The following is a 16,715-nucleotide window of genomic DNA, read 5'->3' on the forward strand; positions in this document are numbered from 1 at the left end:
AGCATACCGCCTGTCCCTTTTGAATCTACAAAATATCTTATCATACAATCCGCTTACTTGTCTAATTCTATTTCCGGATAGGCATTCTTAATTTTCCCTCTGAAGGCATCGAAAATTTGCTCATTGGTTTGGCCTTTGGTTATGCCCTCAGAAGCCGCTGATCCAAACAAATTAATGGAATCCCTGTAATAGCGGTCAGCCGGATGTGCCGGTACCTGGCTTATTATATCATAATATGTCTTCAATATATTCTGATCTCCAAACAAAGGATCCTTATATGTTTCCATATTGTTTTTATAAACGCTGAGCTTGGCAGGCATATTGCCAGTTTTCTTAAGATTCTCCACCTGATACTCATCTGTTGTAAAATACTTTATGAATTCAAATGCCAGATCTTTATTGGGAGATTTATCATATATAGCCCTCATCGTCGCACCTTCAAAGTATGGCTTGGGTGCCTTGGCTATGCCAACTGTCCCGTTAGCTTTGCCGTCTTTGTTGTCTATGAAAAAGCCGGACCAGGAAGGCATGGCCCATGCTATGACGCTGCCGTCATTTATAGCTGCACCCCATGCCGGAGACCATGGATCAAGTTTGGCATCAAGGTTTTTGCTCCTTATTTCCCTCATCACATCTAATACGTCGTTCCAGGCAGGATCTATGGTGAGCTTACCATCCTCTATGAACGGCTTTTTAGACAGCGCTTCTATCTTTATAGCGTCGCTGAAATGCGCTAACAGGTGAACTTTACTGCCGCTTTTTTGTACTACATCCTGGCTCAACTTTATTATGCTATCCCAGCTTGAAAACATCTCCGATAATTTATCGGGATCATCAGTACCGAGATATTCCTTAGCGGACTTACGATTATACCAGAAACCGCCCGGTGAGCCGTTATCCGTAACAGCCTTTATCTTACCACTTTTGTCCTTACCAAGAGCCACTAAATACGGAGCATAATCTTCCAAAAGCTTGTCCGCACCCATTGCCGAAAGATCAGCTAAAGCGGGATTATCGATAAATTTGCCAACATATGCTTCCTCAAGATCAAACACATCCGGTGCATTCTGACCCGACTGCAACACCATACGGATCTTATTTTCGTACTGATCGCCGGGAAACACCTGCACATTGACTTTTATATTAGGATTTTTGCTCATAAAGCTCTCAGCTTGCCACTTGACCTGATCAAAGTAGGTCCACATAACGATTTCACCGCTTAGTTTTTTAGAGCCGCCGGTTTGGTCGTTTGTTTGATCGCCCGCCTGGTTGCTTTGCTGTGGTTCGTTTGCGCTTTTGCATCCCGTTAAAAGCGATGCAATAAGAACAAAGATCGCCAAAGCCAGAGTGATTTTTTTCGTCATCTTAAGACGTCCTCCTTAAAATATTATATTTATTTCAAAAACCATAAAAATGGCTTTCTGAAATCAGCCCTTTACAGCACCTATGGATACGCTGTTCATTATCCATCGCGAGGAAATGCTGAAAATAATTATTATAGGCATAACCGATATAAGTATGCCTACATACTGAGCCCCGTAATCTGCCGTAAATTGCGTGCGAACGCTGGCTATCATTACGGGCAGAGGCTGCAGTGAATTATCTATTAATATTATCAACGGCATAAGGAAACTGTTCCATGCTCCTATAAACGATAGGATTCCCAAAGCTGCCAAAGCCGGGAGCAGCATAGGCAACACTATACTGTTGAACAGCTTTAACTCTCCGCATCCATCGACATATGAGGCCTCTATGATTTCGTTAGGTACAGCGGTATCGCACATTTGTTTCATAAAAAATATGCCAAACGCATTAGCTATAGACGGTATTATCAGAGGAATATAAGAATTAATCAACCCTATATCGTTCATCAGCTTGTAAAACCCTATGATGCCGAGCTGGCCCGGTATCATCATGGTGGCTACCACAAAAGCAAACAGCGAATCCCGTCCATAAAATTGGAACTTAGAAAATCCGTACGCCACCAGCGCGGAGAAATAAAGCGTAAGGGTCGTCGACGAAATAGCTATAATAGCGCTGTTCAAAAATCCTCTCCACACATTTATCGTTTGTGTAAGCCTAGCATAATTATCGAGAAAATTATTGCTCGGTAAAACCAACAACTTGGTTGTTATGGATGTATTGTCATGTGTAGAGGATATAAGCATGCTATAAAAAGGTATAAGACACAGCAGCATTATTATAATAAGAAATACATATAAAATTACATTCGCAAACTTTTTCATTATATGTTTCCTCAACTTTCTTTATTGGCGTTGGTTATTTTAAGCGATATAAGCGAAAATACAGCTATAATGATAAATATAGCGTACGCTATAGCCGACGCGTAACCAAAATGATATCTCGTAAACCCTGTTTCGTAAAGATACATAACCATAGTTCTTATAAGGTCTTGAGGCGCATTCCTGAACATAGCCGGCACATCAAAAATCTGTAATCCGCCGATTATCGAAGTAATAAGCACGAATATTATAACCGGCTTTATTAAAGGTAAAGTTATCTTAAACGCTATCTGTCTTTGATTTGCCCCGTCTATATATGCGGCTTCGTAGATCTCTTGAGAGATCGATTGGAGGCCGGCCATAAACATGAGCATATTATAGCCGAACCATTGCCAGCATATTGCCAGGCCTATTATAAGCCTTGAGAAAAAAGGGGAATACATCCAATTTATATTTCCGTCGATAATACCTAAGGCCAGTAGCATCTTATTTACCGTACCCGTCTGCCAATCAAATAACAAACTGAATATGACACCTATAGTCACGGGCGTAACTATGTTAGGAAAGAAATATACTGCTCTGAAGAAATCCCTACCTTTAATGGCCTTTTGATTTAAAATTATGGCCAGGAAAAGAGCTAGGCTTATTTGTGGAATAATGGAACAAATCCATATAAACAGCGTATTGAATATAGAAGTATAGAAATACGTGTCTGTTATAAGCCTTGAGTAATTTCTTAATCCTATAAAAGACGGTAAATTCATGCCATCCCAATCTGTGAAACTAAGATAAAGCGAATACAATATAGGATATAAATTAAATATTGCAAACACTATAAAAAACGGGGCTATAAATGATATTCCATACAATGCTCTCTTTTTATTATACATGATTTACTCTCCTTACTTATCGGTTATATAATAGCTCTGCAAGATTCTCGTTTTATCATAGTCGGCTTTAATATTATCCTGGAATAACACTGAGCTTTGTTATCTATTTTATCCAAAAGCTCCATTGCAGCTCTTCTTCCGACATCAAAAAAGGGTTGCCTTATCGTAGTCATGGGAGGCTGAGAAAAAGCCGCAATATCTATATCATCGAAGCCCGTTACAGATACATCTCCCGGCACATTCAACCCTGCATCCTGTATGGATCTCAAAGCTCCATAAGCAGAGTAGTCATTTGAACCTACAATAGCTGTAAAATCTATCTTTCCAAGCGCCTCCTTAACCGCATTGTATCCCCCTTCAAATGTCCAATCCGATTTTATAACAAGGTTCGGATCATATAAAATACCACATTTCCTCAAGCCTTGAATATACCCTTTCTCTCTGGCAATTGCAGCATTAATATCTTTAGGGCCGCTTAAATAAGCAATTCTCTTATGTCCAAGCGAGTAAAGATAGCATACCATCTCCGCTATGCCTTCTTCATTATCTATATCTATGGAAGTTATATCCTTATTATCAGCATTGTCTCCTATTATTACAATCGAATCTTTTAACTCGCTCAGCTCTTTTACATCTTCGATATCTCGTACTGAGAACGTTCCCAGTATAAGGCCATCTACCCGTCCTTCATATATTAAATTTAAAAACTCATTTTCTTTCTTTTGACTGGACATACAGCTGTAGTATACGCAGCTGTAATTAAATTTGCGCGTTATGCTCTCAATTCCGGCAAGCATGCCGGCATAAAAATTATTGGTTATATTGTCCAAAACTATTCCTATTACATTTGTTTTATTCAGAACCAGCCCTTTGGCATTGGCGTTGGGATGATACCCAAGTTCCTCTATAGCCTTAGCAATAGCTTTTGCAGTAGCAGGCTTTACCGTATAACCATTCAAATACCTCGATACCGTGCTCTTAGAGGTATTCGCTGCTTTGGCGATATCTTTTATATTAGGCATATAAAGAAACCCTCTTTCTATCGCATATATTTGGGAACGTTCCCATTCTGTTAATATAATAGCATTCCCTATATTCATTGTCAACAATTAATTTGAACTTGTGTTTTTAGAACAAAAAAGTGCATATTTGTGCCGATTTCCTGAATTTTGTATGTTAGTTTCTCCCAAAAAATTATGGTGTTAAAGCCTAAAGACGGGTATATCCATTTCCCCGTTTCTTTTCTATATTTTCTTACTATAACTTTCCCTCCAGTGATGTTATAATGGTATAAACAATACCATCAGGAGGAACATCATTATGAACCACATGAACCACGAAGAAAAATTACCCGCCTATAAAGACGTTTCTTTATCATTCGAGGACCGAGCAAAGGATCTCGTATCCAGAATGACGCTGCCCGAAAAAATATCTCAAATGATATATGACGCACCGGCTATACCCAGATTGGATATACCGGCGTATAACTGGTGGAACGAGTGTTTGCACGGCGTGGCCAGAGCCGGTATAGCTACGGTATTCCCTCAGGCTATAGCAATGGCCGCTACTTTTAATCCCGAATTAATACATAAAGTGGCCGAGGCTATATCCGATGAAGCCAGAGCCAAGCATCACGAGGCTGTACGAAACGGTGACAGGGGTATATATAAAGGGCTGACTTTCTGGAGCCCCAATATAAACATATTCCGCGATCCGCGATGGGGCAGAGGCCACGAAACTTACGGTGAGGACCCATATTTGACCAGCCGCATGGGGGTGGCATTTGTAAAGGGCTTGCAGGGCGACGATCCAAAATATCTTAAGGTAGTGGCTACGCCGAAACATTACGCCGTACATAGCGGCCCCGAAAGCCAGCGCCATTCTTTTGACGCCAGGGTTAGTCAAAAAGACCTGAGAGAAACCTATCTGCCGGCATTTGAGGAATGCGTAAAGGAAGGCAAAGCCGTCTCAATCATGGGGGCATATAATAGGACTAACGGCGAACCGTGCTGTGCCAGCAAAACCTTGCTTAAAGACATACTGCGGGATGAGTGGGGTTTTGATGGATATGTTGTATCTGATTGCGGTGCCATCGACGATATACATATGCACCATAAGGTCACAAAGACCGCCGCCGAATCCGCCGCATTGGCAGTGAACAACGGCTGTGAGCTAAACTGCGGTAAAACATATGAGTATCTGTGCCAGGCCGTTGAGCAAGGACTCATATCTGAAGAAACCATCGATCAGGCTGTCATCAAGCTGTTCACAGCGCGCATGCGATTGGGCATGTTCGATCCGCCGGAAATGGTCCGATATGCACACATACCATACGACGTCAACGATTCACCGGAGCATAGGGAATTGGCTTTGGAAACTGCCAGGCAGTCTATAGTTTTGCTAAAGAACGATGAAAATATTTTGCCGTTATCCAAAAAGCTAAAAACCATCGCTGTAATAGGGCCCAATGCCGATGACCTTGATGTACTGTTAGCAAATTATTTCGGAACCCCATCGAAATATGTAACGCCATTGGAGGGTATAAAGAATAAGGTATCGCCTGATACAAAGGTGTTATATGCTAAGGGATGCGAGGTTACAGGCAACTCTGTTGATGGCTTTGATGAAGCAGTAAACATCGCCGAAATGGCTGATATCGTCATTATGTGTCTTGGCTTATCGCCCAGAATAGAAGGCGAAGAAGGCGACGTCGCCGACTCCGACGGCGGTGGTGACAGGCTGCACATCGATCTTCCCGGCATGCAAGAGCAATTGCTGGAAACGATATATGGTACCGGTAAACCAATAGTACTAGTCCTATTGAACGGCAGCGCAATAGCTATCAATTGGGCACATGAGCATGTACCGGCTATAATCGAAGCCTGGTACCCTGGAGAAGAAGGCGGTACGGCGATAGCCGATGTTCTGTTCGGCGATTACAACCCGGCAGGGAGATTGCCTATAACCTTTGTGCGGTCGCTGGATGACCTTCCGCCGTTTACCGATTACAATATGAAAGGAAGAACGTACCGGTATTTTGAAAAAGAACCTCTATATCCCTTTGGTTATGGACTCAGTTATACGAGCTTCAAGTACAGTAACCTGAGGCTAAGCGCCATGCGGTTGCCTGCAGGCAATAATCTAGACATAAATGTAGATGTAGAAAATACAGGCAAATTAGCAGGGCGCGAAGTAGTACAACTTTATATAAGCGATGTAGAAGCATCGGTTGAAGTACCAATGCGCCAACTATGCGGTATACAGTGCATAACTCTCGAGCCGGGGCAAAAGCAAACCGTCAGCTTCACCGTAGAGCCACAGCACATGTCCTTGTTCGACTATGACGGCAAACGCATATTGGAACCCGGACAATTTATAATTGCAGTCGGGGGGCATCAACCCGATGAACGCAGCAAATCGTTAACAGGCAACGACGTGCTCACAAGCACGTTTGAAATCGTATAATATTGCTATCAATGCGTTATGGGAAGGTTCATAGCCTCTTCCATAACGCTAGAAACAATAACTTCCACACCGCGTTCCTTTATGGCTCTCAGCACGTCTTTATCGGCTAAATCGCTGGTGACCAGCACGTCGATATCCTTAAAGTCCGCAAATGCTATTAAGCCTTGTCTATCAAACTTGCTATGATCTGCCACCACCACTCTCTTACGGCCGGCCGATACCATGGCACGCTTGACCTCAGCCTCATATATATCTGAACTAGTAAACCCCTTGCTCAGAGATATCCCCGACACCCCTACAAAAACGATATCAGCATTATAATTGCGCAGCTCCGCTTCAGCCTGAGGTCCTACCAGGCTCATAGACTTTTTTATAAGTTTGCCGCCTATCACTATGACCTCCGCCCCGTCATCTTTACCGAATTCTTGAGCTATGTCCACGCTATTGGTCACTACGGTTATGCCCTGTCTATCGTTCAGATGTCTGCTTACAGACCATGTGGTAGAACCGGCATCCAATATAACGGTATTTTTATCAGCGATTAAGCCGGCGGCGGCACGCCCTATGGCATCTTTTTCGTTGGAAAATTCAAACTTCCGTTGCTGTACCGGCGGTATGGCCATGATGGCATTTTGCAATTCCTCAACCAGCACAGCCCCTCCGTAATTCTTTTTTATGAGCCCTTCTTTTTCCAATTCGTTCAAATCGCGGCGTATGGTTTCTTCGGATACGTTGAAATAACGGACCAATTCGGACACCTTGACGCTTTTATCCTGCAATAGTATCTCCTTTATTTTTTTACGCCTTTCATCCACCAGCATCTATAATCATCCTCTCAAATTTTATCGATTCTTCAGATATTCAACAGCGTTTACAAAAAAATCATCGCTGCCAAAACTGCCGGACTTAAGTATAAGGAGCATTGGCTGCCGTGATATGGACATACATGAGGGCAATCCCGGCTGTATCTCGTCCAGTATAATAAGGCCGTTTATTCCTAATTTATCGCAAACCGCCGCCGAGGTTTCACCCCCAGCGACAAGTATTCTGTTCTGACCGGAACGATTTATAACGCCCGATGTTATTTCGGCTATTGTCTCCGATACCAGTCGCGATACCTCAGTCGATGATAGCCCTTTGCTAATGCCCATTGCTTTAGTACGAGCCACCTTATTTTCATCGTTATCCGAATAAATGACAGCATCGCGTCCGCTAATTATCCTGTCACTTACGGCTAATGTCAATCGCTGAACCTCATCTCGCCTTTCCGCATCATCAAACAGCCTCAAAGTATTCAACTCAAAACAAACCGCACCTTCATTGCAAAAATACCTCACCTGTCTGGCAGTCTGCGGCATAAGGCTACCGGCCACGCACAGTATGCCCAACCCCTCTTTACGCTGCACCTCAGGCAATGCAATGTCTGCACATCCTGGGCCCCAGAAAGCCGGCAGCTCTTCCGCCAATGCCGAACTGCCCCCGAACATGACCTCATCGCTGGTCGCCTCGGCTATGACGCGTAGATCGCGTTGGCTCAATACATCGAATATCAAATAATTATACCTCGACCTCATATCGTCGATAACCTTTTTCAACTTCTCTGAGCCTTCAGCTATCTGCCTGTAGTTTATAAGGCCAACATTTCTTCTTGTTTGCTCCTGCAGTATATCTATTATATTAGATTTCAGCATAGGATGTACAGGATCATTTCTGAATTCCGACTCCTCGAGGCGTTTACCATGGACATAATGAATCCCATCCTTGGTTATTCTACCGTTTTTGGGAAATCCGAGAACTATTATGCCAAAATCCATGCTGAGCGCATCCAACATAGCATCGAATTCCGCTCCTACGTTACCGCGGAATACCGAACACGTTTTTTTGAAAAAATGAACACAGTTAATACTTCTAAGCATCTCAGTGGCATAGAAGACCTTTTGATAAGCCACATCAGCATCATCGAGGCGGGAATCTGTATTCAATATAATGACATCGGGGAACCTTTTTATATCTGATATACGAAAAGCATCGTAGCGGTACACGTACACCAGATAGTCGCTTTTGGCAAACATTATCCCTATATCATTTGCACCTGTTATATCATCGGCTACTACACCGATCATTTCCGATCACCCTGTATATGATTAAAATCCGCGGCATGGCCTTGACTGCCTAAAAACCGTTCTATCTTCTGCCTCACTGTTTCCTCTACCGCCTCAGCGGCCTTGTTTAATATCTCATTATCCAATGCCGACAACTGCGCATCAGTGACCGATGCCTCATACCCTAAGCTCTCCAATAATGCCGCTTCTAAGTCAGTGGCTATATTGACCTTGGATACCCCTCCGCCATCGAGATGTATAGCCCTCATGACCATATCAGCCGGCACACCCGATGCGCCATGCAATACCAGCGGCACATCGACTGCCGCCTTTATGGCTTGTAACCTTTGGTAGTCTATATTCGGCCGCTTGCCCTCATAAGGGCCGTGAGCGGTACCTACCGATACAGCCAGTGCATCCGCTCCGGTTTCTTCTATAAAAATTTTAGCCTCTCGCGGGTCGGTGTATAGCTGCCCATTGCTATCAGTTTCAATGAAGTCGGTAGTGGATATCTTGCCCAGCTCGGCTTCGACAGATACGCCTCTGTCATGAGCATATTTTACGACTTCGCGCGTTATGGCGATATTCTCTTCCAACGGTTTATCCGATGCATCTATCATAACCGACGTAAAATCTGCATTAATAGCTTTTTCTATAATAGCAAAATCCTTGGTATGATCCAAGTGCAATGTTACGGGTACGTCGATGCCTTCTTCCATTATAGCAGCATAAAATTCCCTTGCGAATTTATCGACGGCCACTTGATATTTATTTATCTCCTTTTGCGATATCTGAACTATCACAGGCGAGACACACTTTTGTCCCGCTCTTAAAATGGAGCGGATCATGGGCGTATATCTTGCGGAAAATGCTCCCACCGCATAGCCGTTCAGCGAAGTATATTTCAATATTTCTTTCAACGTAAAAACATTTGACAAATTCATCCTCTTACTCAATTATAATTTTCCTCCTCCGTCTTTAGGCTTTGAATATCAAGTACAGCTTTAACTCGTTGCATAGCCAATACGGGGCTGGATAAAAATTTATCCTGAATTCCCTCGGATAACGACGGTATAACGCGTGCCATAGACGCCTGCGCTAAAACCACTATATCGACTTTATCAGCCAACTCTTTCAAAGTCTTTGTTAATATGGCATCATGCATATCTTTATGCCCTGCTACAAGCTGCTCATATGCACCCTCAGCCAAAGCGGATTGCAATTCTATATCTTTGCCTGCCTCTCGCGACTTCTTTTCCAATAATGCCAAAGTTGGTCTTAATGTGGTGGGTAGCGTGGCTGCTACCCCTATGCGCCGGGCTATGCCGACAGCTTTTTCAGCCATAGCCTCGTCGATCCTGATCACCGGTATCGATACCATACGACGAGCCTTTTCAGTAAGCTCACCTACCGATGAGCAGGCGTTGAGCACGCAAGCTGCGCCCACGTCTTTCGCAAAAACAACGTACTGTAGCCAGCGGCCCTCCACCGCACTCAGATCGCCGCCGTTTCTCATCAATTGAGGCAATATGGAATCATCCATAAAATTAACCACTTCACAGCCTTCTATTGTATCTTTCGCCAAAGCAGTCAACGGTTCCACCGTGGCAAAAGATGTATGAATAATGGCCAGCTTCTTACTCATCAAAAAATCACTCCTTAACCTTTCATACCTGCCGTTAAATTCATTCCTTCTATAAAATAGCGTTGGAACACAAAAAATATAGTAAGGACCGGCAATAGTACCAGCGTCGAGGCGGCCATCAGATAGTGCCATTGCGTCTGAACCAATCCTCTAAAATTCTGCAGGCCTATCTGCAGCGTATACTTCATCTCATCGTTCAAATAAAGCAAGGGTCCTATAAGATCGTTCCATGCTCCGTTAAATGAGAAAATAGCAACGGTAGCCAGAACCGGTTTCACCATGGGCAACATAAGCCAGAACCATATATAAAAATGATTGGCTCCATCGATCTTAGCAGCCTCCACCAGTTCGTTGGGTATGGTCATATAAAACTGGCGGAACATGAATATAAAGAAGGCGCTGCCGAAAAACGGCGGTACTATCAAGGGTAAATAGGTATTAACCCATCCGAGCTTTGAAAACAAAACGTATTGCGGTATCAATGTTACAAACCCGGGTATTATCATAGTGGCCAATACCACGCTCATAAAGGTTTCCCTTCCCCTAAAATGAATTTTGGCAAAGCCGTATCCGACAAAAGAATTGGACAACACGCTGCCCGTCACGCTAAAAGCGCATATAAGCAGAGTGTTAAGCGTGTACCTCGTAAAGGGGGCCGTATGCCACGCTTCTATATAATTCTCCCAATGCACCTCATGCGGATAAAAAGTCGGCGGATACTGCATAATCTCGTCCATAGACTTCAATGACGTCGATACCATCCACCACAATGGCATCAATAGTATTATGCTTCCGGCCAGTAGTATCGCACTGACTATAATTCTGCTTCTGACTTGCTGAGCATGACGACTGGCATAGTATTTATCCTTCATCTATTGTCGCCCCCTTCATAATAGACCCAATTTTTAGAGTATTTTAGGTTCAACACCGTCAATATCATAACTATTACAAACAGTATCCATGCCATGGCCATAGCATAGCCCATATCGAACACCTCGAAGGCTTTATTCCACATATGGAGGTTATAGAACAAGAGCGAATTCATCGGCCCGCCGTCACCGCTTTGGGACATGACGTAACCCTCCTGGAATATTTGAAACCCGCCTATAAGGCTGGTCACTAAGTCGAAAAATATCACCGGCGTGATCATAGGCAATGTGATATACCGGAACTTATGCCATGCATTAGCCCCATCCAAATCAGCCGATTCGTACAGTTGCGTAGGTATGCCTTGCATACTGGCAAGATAGAGTAGCATGCCGCCTCCTACGCTCCACAACTTCATAATTATAATAGCGGGTTTTGTCCAAGCAGGATCAAAGAGCCAAGCCGGTCCCTCTATACCTATCAACCGTAAAAGCGTGTTGAGCAAACCCGTTTCCGGACTTAAAATCTGCATCCACAGCATATATACAGCCACACCGGATAAAACTGACGGCATGTAGTATATCGTCCTATATACCCTAGTGCCCGGCACTCGCTGATTCAGCAAGACCGCCATCAATATAGAGCCCGCAGTGGTAAGCGGCACCATAAATATCACATAATAAAATGTATTATAAAGCGAGGTCCAAAACAACGGATCCCCGGTGAACATCCTTTTATAGTTATCAAGCCCTATAAAATCCATGCGGGACGTAACGTTGTAATTTGTAAAACTGCCGTACAGCGAAAACAACAGCGGCCCAAGCACAAAAACAACAAACCCTATAAGCCAGGGCAGTATAAATATATAACCCTGAATCTCTTCTCTCTGCCTTATGCTCGACGTTTTTCTATTCAATATAGCTCACTCCTCCTTTATTAAAAAGTGGAGCGGCGACGACCACTCCACTTTTCCTTTTTTATATACACTATTTTTTATTGCTCTTTACCAGATTTTCGATATCGCTCTGCGCCTTATTCAAAGCGTCTTGAACGCTGGCCTTGCCTAAAACAGCAGCATCAATTTGCGGGTTCAATAGGCTGATGAAATCCGGAGCAAAAATAGGTGTAGGCGTTATCAAGGTTTTATCCATGGCCTCCACTGCCACTTTATATACGTCTATGCTCTGCAATTCCGGGTCATTGGCCGCATTTTTATTGGCCACCATATCCAGTCCCCATTTTGCCCAGTAACTTTGAGCATCCACATCGGTAAGGTATTTGATAAATTGATACGACTCCTCCGGATGCTTGGCGCCATACGGTATTTCAACCGCAAAGCCTCCGCCCCAGCTCCAATGGCCGCTTCCTTCTTCGCGTTCAGGCACAAAAGTCACACCATACTTTACGTCTTTTCCATAATCCCTCAATTGAGTGTAGAAGTTCATATTCTGAACCATCATGGATACCTTACCTGATATAAACGGATCAGCCTGTTGGCTACCGAATTCCGCCTGAAATGCGTTCACCGTCTTTTCACCCAGGCGATTTCTCCAATTGACTATCCACTCCAACGCCTGAATCTTTTCAGGGGTATTGACATAAACGTTGCCATCTTTATCTATAAAGTTTTTACCATCGCTATTGAGCATCCATATATCGGCGCCTACTCCCCACAGAGGATAAAAGCCTATGCGCGTATATTTGCCATTTTCCACTTTATCCAGTTTCTTGGCATATTCCTCCAATTGGGCCCATGTTTGTGGCGGACTCTCTGGATCCAGGCCTACCTCGGCAAAATGTTCCTTATTCCAGAAAAGAAGCCGTGTGTCGGTGTTGAATGGAAGTCCGTAAGCTTCACCATTGAATAGTACTGCCTCCCAAAGCTGCGGGAAAAAGCGTTCTTGGATATTCTCGCTTTCCTTGGACAGATACGGGGCTAGATTGGTATTCTGCTTTTGATTGGCCCTATGCGCCACGGTATTGATATCGTTTATTATCGCATCGGGCGGATTGCCGGCGGCTATAGCAGCCAAGTTCTTTGTCCAGATATCGCCCCATGGTACAAACGTATATTTTACCTCAATCCCATCCTGAGAACCGTTAAAATCACTTACTATTTTCTCGATGATAGGACGGCGCGTCGCCGAACCCCAAAACGACCAGAAATCAAGCTTAACCTTCTCCTTAGGCATATCGGCAGCAGCCTGTTCTCCATCATCCTGCCCTTGATCAGCAGGCGGTGTTGATTGCTCTGATTGTTCAGAATTTGAACAACCTGCTAAAACCATGCTAAGGCTCAGCAATAGCACCAACAATATGGCCAAAGGTCTTCCAAATCTCTTCATCTACAATTCCTCCTTACGAATTACGCATAATCCCACAGTATTTAATATGTATTATCATTATATTGTGGAATTGCGTTGTTTTCTTAATTATAAATCGTGATTCAGAAATGTTCAAGGAGGAATAAAGGCCATTAAGGTTAGTTAAATGCTAATATTACTCATCAATCTTCGTTTATCGAGGTATTGCTTTGAATATCATCGATTTTTATAATTTAACTCCACATAATCATTCAATCATGTTTGTGATTATGAATTATTTAAAAGTTAAAAGGCCGGAATGAAAATTTCATTCCGGCCTTTGGATGCTTATCAATCATTTTCAAGAAGTTCAATCATAACCTTCAGATCTGCAATGCTGTCTATATAAGCGTAACGGCCCCCGGTATACTCTCCCTTCTGTACCAACGGCATACCGATCTCCGCAAGCTTATTGACTTTGCCTTGCATATCTTTTATAACAAAAGCTATATGGTGTATACCCTCTCCATGAGCATCTAGGAATTCTCGCCATGTCGACGGTTCATCGTCCGGCTCTATGAGTTCGATATCGATGTTATTGGACATATGCAAGAATGCCAGTTTAGAACGGGCCTTAGTAGGTTCGCCTTTATATTGCGCTAATGTCTTGTCGTATGTATCGGTTATAGTTATCTCTGGAACTTCCATACCAAAAAAATCTGCAAATTTCTTCGCTGATCGTTCTATATTGTTAACAATAATCCCTATCTGTGCGACAGCAGTCGTTCCCAAAATCCCATTATCCATGCAAAAACTCCTTTTAATTTATTGAATCGGGCAGAGTGCCACATTACCGCACCCTGCCCAAAGCTGACATTTAATTATAAAAACCGTTTATTTTGATTTAAGCCGCTTATCCTTTCCATATCCTCTTGGGATAATTCAAAGTCAAATATATCGGCATTCTCTTTTATATGTTTCTCATGAGTAGCCTTCGGTATGGCAACGACATCTTTTTGAATGTCCCATCTCAAAACTATTTGGGCAGGCGTCTTGCCGTATTTTTCTGCTAATTCCTTCAACAGCGGCACGTTATTGACATTGCCTCGCATTAAAGGACTGTAGGCTTCGAGCTGTATATTATTGGATTTGCAATAATCATATAGTTCCGGTCTCGTGTTAAGCGGATGATATTCCACTTGGTCGATAGCTGGAACTACGCCGCTGTCTTTTATTATATCCTCCAAATGATTGACATCAAAATTGCTGACCCCGATAGCGCGAGCTCTACCGGATTTATAGATATCGATCATAGCTCTCCACGCAGCTATGTATTTATCGCCAACCGGCCAATGTATCAGATACAGGTCCACATATTCGAGCTGTAATCTCCTTAGGCTTTGCTCAAAGCCGTCCATTATTGCGTCATAACCATTCGCTTGGTTTTCATTCCACAGCTTTGTGGTTATGAAAAGCTCCTCCCTCGGTATACCACATTCCTTTATTCCCCGACCCACACCGCTTTCATTGCCATAGATAGCCGCTGTATCTATACTTCTGTAACCAATCTTTGTAGCTATCTTTATGGACGACGTGGCCTCTTCATCGGTCATCTGCCATACGCCTAAGCCAAGCCATGGCATATTCACACCGTTATTCAATACGGTACATTCCTTTATGCTATCCCTCATCTTTAGTCCCCCTTACGCAATATTTATGTATATTTATATATTTATTTTAGCACAAAACCCTAGATAGAACAAGTGCTTTGTTTCGCTTTTACTGGCTTTCCAGCTCAATAACGCAAGAATTATGCCCATCCAATTCTTATAACCGTCAAAACCTTATATACAAAATTATCTATGAAATACATAGCTCGCACAGCAATATGGTTGAGCAGTTGCTACGCTCAAATTTGCTTTACCTTAACACATCATCTATAAAATAGCCATCCTTATAAAAAAGCTGATCGTCGGCATATATTTCGCCGCCCTTTCTCATATCGCACAACATGTCCCAATGTATAGTTGAACGATTCCTGCCGCCTGCCTCAGGCATTGAATCCCCTATGGCCATGTGCACAGTACCGCCTATTTTTTCATCGAATAGCATGTTCCTAGTAAAACGTTGAATCCCGTAGTTCGTACCTATGGCCACTTCGCCGAAATAGCTTGCACCTTCATCCGTATCCAGCAAAGCCTTCAACAAACCCTCACCCTTTTGAGCAGCGGCTTTTACCACCTTGCCGTCCTTTATTTCCAGATATATTCCCTCTATGGCCTTACCCATGTAAATACCGGGAAAGCTAAAGGTTATATGTCCGTTTATGGCGTTCTCCACCGGAGATGTAAATATTTCCCCATCAGGAAAGTTCTCTTTACCGTCGCAATTTATCCATCTCCTGCTCGACGTATTAACAATGATATCGGTGCCTTTTGATATTATATGTATTTCATTCTTATCATTCAGATATTTAACCCATCGTTCCTGTTCTCTGTGCACTCGCTGCCATTCCGCTATAGGATCATCTTTATCCAATAACCCTGCGCTGTATACGAAATCCTCATACTCCCATAAGCTCATATCAGCTTCTTGTGCATTGGCTTGTGTAGGAAACTGTGTGCCACACCATCGCAACGTACCGTTGCCCATACGTTCAGAATAAATCTTGCGCCATGTGCTTTGTCCTCTAGCAGCGATTTGCAGTCTTGCGGGATCTATATTAGCGTTGCAGCGGGTATTTTTATCGCCCCATGCGGTGAGCCACACATCAGCCCTTTCTATCACTTGTCTTTGGATGAATCGCTCTTGCAGCAGCTGCTGCTCAGATGCAATTTTCAGCATCAGTTCAGACATTTCGGGTATATCCACAAGCGTCTCCACATGAGCCCCAACAGATACAGCCTCTTTCGCCACTTCAATTATCCAAGGCAAGGCTATATCTCCGGCCTGCACTAGCACAAAATCACCTTTTTTTACATTGGTTGAATAATGCACCAACACCTTTGCCAAATTATTTAATCTTGAATCTATCATGTCTAAATCTCCTTAATTAATCTCATTCAACAGAGCACCTTTGTATTATAATTCTTTATTGGATGCTTTTGCAAGCAATAATCCATGCTTCAGCCCTCGACACTCTAATGAACATTTCAGCGACAACATACATAACATGTATCAGATATCTTATATATTAATAA

At 43.2% G+C, this 16,715-nt stretch carries 15 protein-coding genes; 1 reads left to right on the forward strand and 14 read right to left on the reverse strand.

The genetic code is table 11. The features are described 5' to 3' along the window. Positions 1–53 precede the first annotated feature (53 nt). From MAHAU_RS10100 to MAHAU_RS10115, 4 genes are all read right to left on the reverse strand, one after another. On the reverse strand, positions 54–1,364 hold the full coding sequence (locus MAHAU_RS10100; RefSeq protein WP_013781631.1) for an ABC transporter substrate-binding protein: 1,311 nt from the start codon (positions 1,362–1,364) through the stop codon (positions 54–56). A gap of 63 nt (positions 1,365–1,427) precedes the next feature. Further along, positions 1,428–2,246 carry a carbohydrate ABC transporter permease gene (locus MAHAU_RS10105; protein WP_013781632.1) on the reverse strand — a complete coding sequence of 273 codons (819 nt, stop codon included), beginning with the start codon at positions 2,244–2,246 and terminating at the stop codon, positions 1,428–1,430. Positions 2,247–2,257: 11 nt separating this feature from the next. Continuing rightward, on the reverse strand, positions 2,258–3,133 hold the full coding sequence (locus tag MAHAU_RS10110; RefSeq protein WP_013781633.1) for a carbohydrate ABC transporter permease: 876 nt from the start codon (positions 3,131–3,133) through the stop codon (positions 2,258–2,260). 23 nt (positions 3,134–3,156) lie between these two features. Next, entirely contained in the window at positions 3,157–4,155 is a 999-nt protein-coding gene (locus tag MAHAU_RS10115; protein ID WP_013781634.1) for a LacI family DNA-binding transcriptional regulator, read from the reverse strand. 298 nt (positions 4,156–4,453) lie between these two features. Here MAHAU_RS10115 and MAHAU_RS10120 point away from each other — a divergent pair, with 298 nt between their 5' ends. Continuing rightward, positions 4,454–6,598, forward strand: a complete 2,145-nt coding sequence (locus tag MAHAU_RS10120) for a glycoside hydrolase family 3 C-terminal domain-containing protein (protein WP_013781635.1) — start codon at positions 4,454–4,456, stop codon at positions 6,596–6,598. A gap of 8 nt (positions 6,599–6,606) precedes the next feature. On the opposite strand, the gene MAHAU_RS10125 is transcribed toward MAHAU_RS10120, so the two are convergent. The 10 genes from MAHAU_RS10125 to MAHAU_RS10170 all read right to left on the reverse strand — a co-directional run bounded on the left by MAHAU_RS10125 (position 6,607) and on the right by MAHAU_RS10170 (position 16,551). Next, positions 6,607–7,419 carry a DeoR/GlpR family DNA-binding transcription regulator gene (locus MAHAU_RS10125; protein WP_013781636.1) on the reverse strand — a complete coding sequence of 271 codons (813 nt, stop codon included), beginning with the start codon at positions 7,417–7,419 and terminating at the stop codon, positions 6,607–6,609. Between the two features lie 21 nt (positions 7,420–7,440). After that, on the reverse strand, positions 7,441–8,721 hold the full coding sequence (locus MAHAU_RS10130) for a four-carbon acid sugar kinase family protein (RefSeq protein WP_013781637.1): 1,281 nt from the start codon (positions 8,719–8,721) through the stop codon (positions 7,441–7,443). After that, on the reverse strand, positions 8,718–9,656 hold the full coding sequence (locus tag MAHAU_RS10135) for a class II fructose-bisphosphate aldolase (protein ID WP_013781638.1): 939 nt from the start codon (positions 9,654–9,656) through the stop codon (positions 8,718–8,720). The genes MAHAU_RS10130 and MAHAU_RS10135 overlap by 4 nt, the downstream gene beginning before the upstream one ends. After that, entirely contained in the window at positions 9,653–10,345 is a 693-nt protein-coding gene (locus MAHAU_RS10140) for an aspartate/glutamate racemase family protein (protein ID WP_013781639.1), read from the reverse strand. The genes MAHAU_RS10135 and MAHAU_RS10140 overlap by 4 nt, the downstream gene beginning before the upstream one ends. Before the next feature lie 14 nt (positions 10,346–10,359). Continuing rightward, positions 10,360–11,217 carry a carbohydrate ABC transporter permease gene (locus MAHAU_RS10145; RefSeq protein ID WP_013781640.1) on the reverse strand — a complete coding sequence of 286 codons (858 nt, stop codon included), beginning with the start codon at positions 11,215–11,217 and terminating at the stop codon, positions 10,360–10,362. Beyond that, a complete protein-coding gene (locus MAHAU_RS10150; RefSeq protein WP_013781641.1) occupies positions 11,214–12,128 on the reverse strand; it encodes a carbohydrate ABC transporter permease in 915 nt (304 codons plus the stop codon). The genes MAHAU_RS10145 and MAHAU_RS10150 overlap by 4 nt, the downstream gene beginning before the upstream one ends. A 70-nt stretch (positions 12,129–12,198) precedes the next feature. Beyond that, positions 12,199–13,557, reverse strand: a complete 1,359-nt coding sequence (locus tag MAHAU_RS10155) for an ABC transporter substrate-binding protein (protein ID WP_013781642.1) — start codon at positions 13,555–13,557, stop codon at positions 12,199–12,201. Between the two features lie 309 nt (positions 13,558–13,866). Then, positions 13,867–14,322: a VOC family protein gene (locus MAHAU_RS10160; RefSeq protein ID WP_013781643.1), complete on the reverse strand. Its 456-nt coding sequence runs from the start codon at positions 14,320–14,322 to the stop codon at positions 13,867–13,869. 74 nt (positions 14,323–14,396) lie between these two features. Continuing rightward, positions 14,397–15,206: an aldo/keto reductase gene (locus MAHAU_RS10165; RefSeq protein WP_013781644.1), complete on the reverse strand. Its 810-nt coding sequence runs from the start codon at positions 15,204–15,206 to the stop codon at positions 14,397–14,399. 229 nt (positions 15,207–15,435) lie between these two features. Continuing rightward, positions 15,436–16,551, reverse strand: coding sequence for an aminopeptidase (locus MAHAU_RS10170; RefSeq protein ID WP_013781645.1), 1,116 nt, complete (start codon positions 16,549–16,551; stop codon positions 15,436–15,438). Positions 16,552–16,715 lie beyond the last annotated feature (164 nt).

This window comes from Mahella australiensis 50-1 BON, from assembly GCF_000213255.1.
GTDB lineage: Bacteria > Bacillota > Clostridia > Mahellales > Mahellaceae > Mahella > Mahella australiensis.

Coding starts and splice junctions, on each gene's coding strand:
- MAHAU_RS10140 (WP_013781639.1), bottom strand. CDS start 10,345: ATGAGTAAGAAGCTGGCCATTATTCATACATCTTTTGCCACGGTGGAA.
- MAHAU_RS10115 (WP_013781634.1), bottom strand. CDS start 4,155: ATGCCTAATATAAAAGATATCGCCAAAGCAGCGAATACCTCTAAGAGC.
- MAHAU_RS10165 (WP_013781644.1), bottom strand. CDS start 15,206: ATGAGGGATAGCATAAAGGAATGTACCGTATTGAATAACGGTGTGAAT.
- MAHAU_RS10160 (WP_013781643.1), bottom strand. CDS start 14,322: ATGGATAATGGGATTTTGGGAACGACTGCTGTCGCACAGATAGGGATT.
- MAHAU_RS10110 (WP_013781633.1), bottom strand. CDS start 3,133: ATGTATAATAAAAAGAGAGCATTGTATGGAATATCATTTATAGCCCCG.
- MAHAU_RS10130 (WP_013781637.1), bottom strand. CDS start 8,721: ATGATCGGTGTAGTAGCCGATGATATAACAGGTGCAAATGATATAGGG.
- MAHAU_RS10155 (WP_013781642.1), bottom strand. CDS start 13,557: ATGAAGAGATTTGGAAGACCTTTGGCCATATTGTTGGTGCTATTGCTG.
- MAHAU_RS10170 (WP_013781645.1), bottom strand. CDS start 16,551: ATGATAGATTCAAGATTAAATAATTTGGCAAAGGTGTTGGTGCATTAT.
- MAHAU_RS10105 (WP_013781632.1), bottom strand. CDS start 2,246: ATGAAAAAGTTTGCGAATGTAATTTTATATGTATTTCTTATTATAATA.
- MAHAU_RS10145 (WP_013781640.1), bottom strand. CDS start 11,217: ATGAAGGATAAATACTATGCCAGTCGTCATGCTCAGCAAGTCAGAAGC.
- MAHAU_RS10125 (WP_013781636.1), bottom strand. CDS start 7,419: ATGCTGGTGGATGAAAGGCGTAAAAAAATAAAGGAGATACTATTGCAG.
- MAHAU_RS10120 (WP_013781635.1), top strand. CDS start 4,454: ATGAACCACATGAACCACGAAGAAAAATTACCCGCCTATAAAGACGTT.
- MAHAU_RS10100 (WP_013781631.1), bottom strand. CDS start 1,364: ATGACGAAAAAAATCACTCTGGCTTTGGCGATCTTTGTTCTTATTGCA.